This window comes from Christiangramia aquimixticola (assembly GCF_048285835.1).
GTDB classification, from domain to species: Bacteria; Bacteroidota; Bacteroidia; order Flavobacteriales; family Flavobacteriaceae; genus Christiangramia; species Christiangramia aquimixticola.
The window spans coordinates 110,907-118,081 of record NZ_JBLVTL010000001.1; the positions used below are offsets into that span (position 1 = coordinate 110,907).

Here is a 7,175-nt window from a genome sequence, read left to right on the forward strand (position 1 = left end):
ATGAATGAAATATTTTCTTTCTTCTGGCAGAAAAAAAAATTTTGGCTAATGCCAGTTTTAGTTATATTAATAATTATTGGTTTCTTAGGAATAGTCGCTGCGAGTAGCGCCTTATCACCTTTCATTTATCCACTTTTTTAAATGAAATCTCACAGCACTATTCTATCTATTGTTTTAGGTTTTCTAATAATTTATCTAATGGTTAGATCTCCTATAATAATTTATAGCCTCATTATAGTAATAACATTAAGCTTAATATCAAATAGAATTTCCAACACAATTGAAAAAATCTGGAATAAATTTTCCGGAATTCTAGGTGTAATTTTTCCTAATATTCTTTTGACTATAGTATTCTTCTTGCTTTTAACTCCCCTTGCACTATTAGCGAAATTATTTAAGGAAAAGTCAGATTACTTAACTGAAAATAAAGAAGGATCGATCTTTATCGATGCAAATAAGTTATATACTAAAGAATCATTTGAAAAAGCGTATTAGAGATTTTTTAAAACTATTTAAATTGTAAGGTTAATATGATTTTTTCATAATTGTTCTGGTTCTAAAAGAAACTCTCTTGCCAATTCAATGTCATTATCATCTATTGGTTTTACTTTAAACCCCATTTTACTGCCTAATTCAATACACTTATCATGAATCTCCTTACCATGTGTAGAGAGGAAAATTAATGGTTTATTAGTAGAAGTTAGAATATCTTTTAGATCCAGAAGAACTCGATATTCTGCTCCTTCTACATCCATTTTAATTACATCTGGATATTCAATAGTACCTCTCAATAACAAGTTGCTCAACTTAACCACTGGAACAGTCATATCTCCATTCTCACTAATTTTACCACCTACAGAATTACCTTTTGCAAATTTCAACACACCTTCTTTATCGAAAACAGCTTTTTTAATTACATCAACTTTTTCCAATTTGTTTATTTCGATATGTTTCTGAAGGTTTGCATAATTTCCATCTACTGGCTCAAAACTATACACCTTAGATTTTTCGTTTACAGTTTTAAATAGTAGTGTATAATACCCAGCATGAGCACCTAAATCCCATAATACTTTTTTGCCCTTACATTTATTAACAAAAATAGCACTTTGCCTACTTTCATAGGTTCCTATCCAAGCACTATTATTATGTGCACCAGTTATCCACTTCTTTCCTTTTAAAGGACCTGATAAAATAGGTACCACCAAATCTTTTGGAATTAAAAAAAAAGGCAATCTTAAAATTTTACCTATAATGCTACTTTGCCTTAAGTAACTATATTTTCTTAAATTAAGCATCCTTTTTATATATTATATATACACTTGAAAGAAGTTACAGTGACTTAAACCGTACATGCCCTAAAAACAAATGTGAGAAAGAATATTGTTAAACGTTTTTCCCAATAACGGAAAAAGAAAACCGATGAACTAGGTTGAAGATATTGATTCATTAATAAGTCTATGGTATAGTTTTTCAAATTTACTAGCATTCGAGTGAGGGTCGTAACCTTTTGAAATCATTTCATAAGCATTTTCACCGAGCTGTTTTCTCAAATCTTCATTCTCCATAATACCTATTAATCTTTCACGAAATAATTTAATATTAAAATCATCAATTAAATAGCCCGTTTTTCCATCAATTAAGGCTTCCTTAACCCCTCCGACATTAGTTGCTATTGATGGGGTTTTTTGCGTCCCGGCTTCCAAAATAACGCCAGGAACGCCCTCAACCTTGCTGGATAAAACTAAACAATCTGAAGCAGCTAAAATTTCAGGAATGTCCTTACGAAATCCTAATAAGTAAATGTTCTTTTCTAAACCATATTGATAAACGATATCCTTTATTTTATCAAACAGGATTCCGCTACCAACACAAATCAATTTAATTTCTGGATGTTGATCCTTTAAACCTAAAAAAACATCTATTAAAAATTCATGATTCTTTTCAGGACTAAAATTACCAATATGAACTGCAATTTTAGAAGAATTATCAAGACCAATTTCTTTCCTAAATTTTTTGGAAAAGGCTATTTTATCAATATTTTTAACCGGTATACCTCGGCGAATTACTTCAGCATTTTTACGTGGAAAATTATAGGTTTCAATGAAATCACTTAAAGCTTCATCACCAACGGATGTTACATGAGCTACACGATTAAATATTTGTTTATAAATCATCTTTTTTGGTCTGTCTGAGACCCATTCACTGATGATACTAATATTTCTATAAACTATTGGAATATTTTCTATAAAAAAAGAAGCTGCGTAAGTATATTTTAGTGTATCAGAACCATTACACTGGATCACATCTGGTTTCTCTTTATTTATTAATTTAATTAGCTTTCGCGTAATTTCAATAGAAAATGAGTTCTTTTTTCCTGAGACCAAATCACAATTCACAGCACCTTCAACCTCAAGAACATCTGAATCATTCTCGTAAATACCTACAAATAAAACATGGTGACCCATTTTTAATAATTCTGAGCTTAAATCTGCAGCAAACAATTCTGCACCCCGATATTGCCTCTTTGTCACTAACTGTAAAACTCTCATACTAACATTTTGTATTTAAAATGAAAGTTATTTGGTTAGCTAATATCATTATCACCTCTAGTTTTACCCCCAAGTTCACAAATTAAAATTTCTAATAGATTGAATTTTTATATAAAAAACCCAGTAAAGGGTTCACCTTGCAAAATTAATTTTATTCCATACTTGTACAAGCCTTTAACCACTTACTTCAATAAGGTTGTTTTATTTTATTTCGTAAAATATAAATCCTCCCAATGTTTAACAATCCGGCTTTTAAAAGACGAAATAAAATTTTATTTCTAACTGTTAACTCATTAAAATATGGTGATATTACCATTAAATAACGATTGATAATTTCACCTGATTCTTTCGCCATTTGAGAACGCATTATTTGCTTTAAACAAAACATAAAAATATTATTGGCTTCAATATATTTCGAGTTTTTATTTATAAAATAAAAACTGGACTTATGTTGGAGTTTCTGGCTCATTCTTTCCTCTCCTTGTTCGACAAAAATTTGGACCGAGGGATTTTCATCAAGAACAAAATTGAAATTTGTATCAAAGTTAATTGCTAGATCCCAATCCTGGTGCTTTTTTAAATTCTCATCAAATTTTACAGTATAAAAAGCTGATTTTTTAAATAGAAAGGTAGAAGTACGAGCATCAAACCGTTTTATACTAAGTATGGCATTTCCAATATTTAAATTCCTAGCTATATTTGAATCAAAGAATATTTCTTCTCTCTTCTCACCTTTTACAAGATAAAAAGTCCCAAAAACTCCATCTGCCTTCTTATTGGTTAAAACTTCAATTTTCGTTGCTAAATGATGTGGCATCCATTCATCATCACTGTCTAAGAAAGCAAGGAAATCGCCTTTAGCTTCTTTAGCTCCCTGGTTTCTTGCTACTGCACCACCCTTTGAATGCTTATTAACAATCATTCTTGTCTCAGGAAATTTCTTTAAAACAAATTCCGAAGTATTATTTGTGGAACCATCATCTATAACAATTACCTCAAATGGTTTTAAAGTTTGAGAATAGACTGATTCTAAAGATCGCACTAATGAAGCTTCTCGATCTTTAGTTGGAATTATTACACTAATTTTGGGAGACATTTAAAAAATTTAGCGAATTATTACACATTTTTAGATTAAATATTTGTAGTAAGCTTAATTCATAATCTTAGCAGAGAATTTAAAAGCTAATAAGAAACAAGAGAACACCAATTGGCTAAAATAAAATTAATTCGCATCCAAATCTTTTAAAGTTTTCATAAAAGAAATTAAATCGGCCTTTTCCCTGGCAGAAAGGTTCAACTTTTCATCAGGTAATGTTTGAGTTGTCACTTCAAATCCTAAGCCTTGCCCTCCCCCCATGTTATAAAATTCGATAACTTCTTCTAAGGATTCAAAAACCCCATTATGCATATAAGGGGCGGTTTCTGTAATATTTCTCAATGTTGGAGTTTTAAAGGCACCTCGATGAACTTCCGTCTTATATTTCCAGTAAAAGCCAAAATCATCATCCACTTTATTATTTTGAGATGTTTCCGGTATTCCAAGGACTTCTCTTTCAGACTTCTTATAAAAGGGAGGTAACGTTCCATTTGTTAACGGGAGGAAATGACAGGTTGCACACTTAGCTTTACCCATAAACAAATTGAACCCATTCATTTCACTCTTAGTAAAAGTATTCTCCTCATTTCTTATATTTTTATCAAATTTAGAATTTAAGCCATTTAAAGTAGCTAAATAAGCAGAAATTGCTTTTACAGACAGTAAATTTCTACGAGAAATTTCTCCAAATGCATTAATAAACATTTCCTCATAGACCGGGTCCTTAAGTAATTCTTCAGAGAATGAATGCACCCCAATATTAAATTCTTTACTATTAATAAACACAGAAGATATTTGATCTATTAAATTTTCAGATCTACCATCCCAAAAAAAATTTTTTTGGAAAACCACATTTATAAGAGTTGGAGTATTCCTCTCTAAAAAAAAGCCCTCATTATCCTTATCCAAAGTTAATCCACTCGAATACGATAGTTCAGGAACATGACATGTTGCACAAGACATATTTCCTTTTTTTGATAACTTTTTATCAAAAAATAATTTTTCACCTAATGCTATTTGAGCATCTGTAAAATTGCGGTTAACAGAAGGCAAAAAATAATCAAGGTTGAAGAAATCCTTTTCAAAAAAAGTAGGAGAATCAAAGTTAAAAGGTAAATCAGAAGTTCCGGCCCAGAGTCCACTAATCTTTCTTATCTCCACCCAATTCCTGGTTATAGGGTTTAAAAAGTTCCTTATAAAAATATACCTGTCAAAGTTTTCGAAACTATTTTCATTTTCAATGAATCGAACCGCATCATCAACATTCTGTATAAATTCTTTATCTAATTCTGGGTTTTTAGCTAAAATTAAATCCCTTATACTTTTTTCGTATGCAACCTTTAAGCTTTTTAGGGATACTACGGCTTCACCCAGGCCCGAATAACTCATTGGTGTATCAAAACCGGTAATTGAATGAGTAATTACTCTGATTAATTGTTGATGTATGGATATAAAAAATCGTTGGGGAGTTAATTCTCTTTTGATAATGTCATTCTTCAAAACTTCTAATAAAGCAATAGTTTTATCGATTTCTCTTGCAAATTCATCGTTTTTAACTTCAGAAGTATAAATACATTCTTCTATTCTTTGCAAGCCCATTGGAGGAATTATGGTTGATTTATCTGTATTAAAATCTGAAATTGAGGGTCCATTTACTCTATTAGCAACAGGTGGGTTTAAATAGGCTGCAAAATTTTCTGCCTTTTTATATTCAGACCGTGCCATCGCAAAAATTATTCTCGAATCTTTGTGTAAAGCTCCAATAGTTTCTAATTCTTTTAAATATTCTATAGAGTTATTTAAACTATTCAAATAGAAAATTCGTGCAGGTTCCCAATCTATACTTCTTGATTCTATAGATTCTTGTTCAATTTCTAAATAAATAGGTTGCTCTTTGCAAGAAAAAAACATTATTAAAAAAGAAAATAATAATATTTTAATTTGGCTAAAATGCATTTAAAGGCTTTATGATACAACTAATGTGTGAGAAACAACAACTAAATTATGATCCTTGTGATTATTGACACTTATCTAGGCAATCCCTTTAAAAGAATAATCTGTGATCCAATTTCTCGCTTAGGCTGAACCGCAAGAATAAAGGTTCCTGGGATCTGGACCTTGGTGGAAATATCGATTAAAGATCCAAACTCTCCTTTAAAATCTCCATTGCTATTTGGATTTAATTCTAAAACTTTCTTTATATTATTTCCATTTAAATCACTCTGATAGATATAGGCTCCATGACCCCTTGAGAAGGAGTTGGGATCTTCTTGAATATAAATAAAATTTTCAGTTACGCATATATTGTCCGGACTTTGCAGTTCAGCTAAGTTCCCATCCATGTTATTAGAGTCTGTATTACCACTAACAATTTGAGTGAGAGTTCCGGATAAAGGGGAGTTTTCATCAAGCTCCAATTTATAAATAGTGCCCCAGTCATTATAACTACCTTGGCCTGGCCCATTTCCAGTAACTGCGAAATATATATTTCTTGAATCTTCATTAGAACCCTTTCGATAATCTAAATCTTCCACCCTCATAAAGTGTGTAGCTAACACATTTTTACATTCAATCTCCATTTCATCCTTGGTTAGGCTACCCGCATTCTCAATTTCCACAAATTCGATCTTATAAGTTACTCCATAATCAAAATATGCTTCTGTATAAATTTGATCATTTCTGGCAATTTGCACTCCCCCATTACCATTTGAAATTTCTTTTGTCTTCAAAACATAGACCTTCCCATTCTTTAGATCATCATCTCCATTTTCAGAATAATAAAGAACTACCTGTCCTTCTGAATCGGTTGAATCATCGTCGCCTCCAAGGATAACAGTTTTTCCCGGATAGACGTCTTTAGGTAGCGGGACAGCATTTTCCCATGAGAATTCCCCCAGAGCATCGAGCCCGAAATCTGCATTTGGAGTTGGATCTTCTACCCAGGGATCAATTCCTTTAACATCAAAATTGATAGCTTCCGAAGCTGAAAGAAAAATATCTTTTGACCCTCCATGTATAGAAGCCTCCCACATGGTAGCAGAACACTGTTTAGCATACTCAATATTACTCCGAGTTAAGAGGTAATCTCCTTTTATAGGTGTTAAATATTCATCTAAAAAAACTCTTGCTACTGCATAGCTGCTTTCACAATTTACGATATACCTGTAACCGTTTTCATCCTTTAAGAATCCCGCACCATCTACAAAATTTGCAAGTTTAAATGACTCTCCAATAGTGTCGTAAGTACTTAAAAGGGAATAAGCTTCAACAAAATCAAATTCATCACCTATAGTAACTAGAGGCGGCGTTTTTGATTTATCCTGAAAAATTTTAAATAATTTTTCAGGATCAATTAAAGTTTCGTCTGGCACTTCCTTATTTTCTTCAATTCTTATCTCCTCATCCCCGCTACAGGAACAAATAAGTAGGAGAGACAGTAAACCAATAAAATTAATAGAATATTTATGTGTTGTTTTCATTACAAAAATTTTGAACCATAACCCTACCTATCAAAAAATTCCAGATACGAT

General features: G+C 31.5%; 6 protein-coding genes. 1 reads left to right on the forward strand and 5 read right to left on the reverse strand.

The annotated features are described in order from the left end of the window. The gene (locus tag ACNKXV_RS00455; protein WP_417905731.1) at positions 1-141 is read left to right on the forward strand and encodes a DUF5989 family protein; all 141 of its coding nucleotides are present in this window, start codon (positions 1-3) and stop codon (positions 139-141) included. Between the two features lie 398 nt (positions 142-539). On the opposite strand, the gene ACNKXV_RS00460 is transcribed toward ACNKXV_RS00455, so the two are convergent. The 5 genes from ACNKXV_RS00460 to ACNKXV_RS00480 all read right to left on the reverse strand — a co-directional run bounded on the left by ACNKXV_RS00460 (position 540) and on the right by ACNKXV_RS00480 (position 7,124). Next, positions 540-1,295: an FkbM family methyltransferase gene (locus ACNKXV_RS00460; RefSeq protein ID WP_417905732.1), complete on the reverse strand. Its 756-nt coding sequence runs from the start codon at positions 1,293-1,295 to the stop codon at positions 540-542. Between the two features lie 129 nt (positions 1,296-1,424). Beyond that, entirely contained in the window at positions 1,425-2,549 is a 1,125-nt protein-coding gene (locus ACNKXV_RS00465) for a glycosyltransferase family 4 protein (protein ID WP_417905733.1), read from the reverse strand. Positions 2,550-2,736: 187 nt separating this feature from the next. Then, positions 2,737-3,645 carry a glycosyltransferase family 2 protein gene (locus ACNKXV_RS00470; protein ID WP_417905734.1) on the reverse strand — a complete coding sequence of 303 codons (909 nt, stop codon included), beginning with the start codon at positions 3,643-3,645 and terminating at the stop codon, positions 2,737-2,739. Positions 3,646-3,771: 126 nt separating this feature from the next. Next, complete coding sequence (locus ACNKXV_RS00475) at positions 3,772-5,601, reverse strand: cytochrome-c peroxidase (RefSeq protein ID WP_417905735.1); 1,830 nt, start codon at positions 5,599-5,601, stop codon at positions 3,772-3,774. Positions 5,602-5,672: 71 nt separating this feature from the next. Further along, positions 5,673-7,124, reverse strand: a complete 1,452-nt coding sequence (locus tag ACNKXV_RS00480) for a hypothetical protein (RefSeq protein ID WP_417905736.1) — start codon at positions 7,122-7,124, stop codon at positions 5,673-5,675. Positions 7,125-7,175 lie beyond the last annotated feature (51 nt).